This window comes from Marinifilum sp. N1E240 (genome assembly GCF_009295825.1).
GTDB classification, from domain to species: Bacteria; Bacteroidota; Bacteroidia; order Bacteroidales; family Marinifilaceae; genus Marinifilum_A; species Marinifilum_A sediminis.
On the sequence record NZ_WHKF01000030.1, the window covers coordinates 1 to 1,618 of the forward strand.

The window sequence follows — 1,618 nt, forward strand, 5'->3', positions numbered from 1 at the left end:
TATTTGATAGATTTTCAGCACTTTGTTATCTTATAGTATGAGATTTATACAAGGACAAGACAGAACACAAACTCATCTTTTTCCCATCTCATTAGACCAATCAATTGCTAAAGACAATGAAGTTCGTTTAATCGATTTATTTGTGGATAGCCTTGATTTGAATGACTTTGGTTTTAAAGTTGTTTTTGGAGAAAACGGTAGACCAGCCTACCGTCCATCAGATTTACTCAAGCTCTATATTTATGGTTATTTAAATAGAACTCGCTCTTCTCGAGGTCTGGAAAAAGAGTGTAAAAGAAATATAGAAGTGATGTGGTTACTAAGGAACTTGTGTCCCGACCACAATACCATCTCCAACTTTAGAAGAGACAACCCCAAAGCAATTAAAAAGGTATTCCGACAGACGGTGAAAATGGCCAAGAACTTTGACCTGATTGGTGGTAAATTGTTAGCTGGTGACGGCACTAAACTCAGAGCTCAGAACAGTAAAAAGAACAACTTTAACCAAAGGAAAATTGAGCGCCATATCGCTTATATTGACAGAAAACTTTCCGAGTATGAAAAAGCTTTGGCAGAAAGTGATGGAGATCAAAAAAAGAACATTAAGCAGGAAATAAAGAAGCAGACTGATCGAAAAAAAGAGTATCAAAATATAGAAAAACAAATCCAGCAAACAGGTCAGAAACAGATCTCTACTTCTGATCCTGACAGCCGTCAGATGACGATTCGAAATAACATTACTGAAGTGGCCTACAACCTGCAAACAACCGTAGATGCAGAAAACAACATCCCTATCGATTACAAGCTAACAATGAATAACGATAGCAAGGTAATGGGAAATATGCTACAGAGAGCCAAAACAATCTTAAGAACCAACCAGTTCACAGCACTATACGATAAGGGCTATCATACAGGATCTGAATTTCAGATTGCAGATTGTTTGGGAATTGAGACAATTGTGGCGATACCTGGAGCAGCAGCACAAGCACCAAATCCAGAATATAATGTTGCGAATTTTAAGTACAACAAACTTGAGGATTATTATACCTGCCCACAAAATAGTAAACTAACAACCAATGGTAAATGGCACAAAGCCAGAACCTATCTGTTTAAACTTTATACCACCAAAGCTTGCAAAGACTGCGAAGTAAAAGATCAATGCAGTAAGGCTAAATGTGGAAAAGCAATTCAAAGAAGTGAACACCAGGATCTCATTGATAAAAACAAGCAAAGAGTACAACGGAATCAAAGCTATTACAAAAGGCGGCAAGCAATAGTCGAGCATCCATATGGAACTATAAAACGGCAATGGGGCTTCAATCACATTATGACAAAAAAAGGAATTAAAAGGGCTAGTGCTGATGTAGGCTTTATTATGACAGCCTATAACCTACGCCGTATAATCAATATAATTGGCATAAAAATGCTCATTAAATGGGCAACACAGCATTTATCTTCTTTTTATAAATTAATGGTGCTATTAGAGTTTATTTTGGCTCAAATAAGAACCTCAATTCTATTTCAAATTAAAAGGATTTTCAATTTTTATGTATCCTTAAAACTGCTATATTTAAAGCTTAATTGAGCAGTTTAATCAGTTTTTAGACAAACTGCCGTT

At 36.0% G+C, this 1,618-nt stretch carries 1 protein-coding gene; it reads left to right on the top strand.

From position 1 onward, the window contains the following. Nucleotides 1-37: 37 nt before the first annotated feature. Entirely contained in the window at nucleotides 38-1,585 is a 1,548-nt protein-coding gene (locus GCQ56_RS20120) for an IS1182 family transposase (protein ID WP_193323853.1), read from the top strand. Nucleotides 1,586-1,618: the final 33 nt, after the last annotated feature.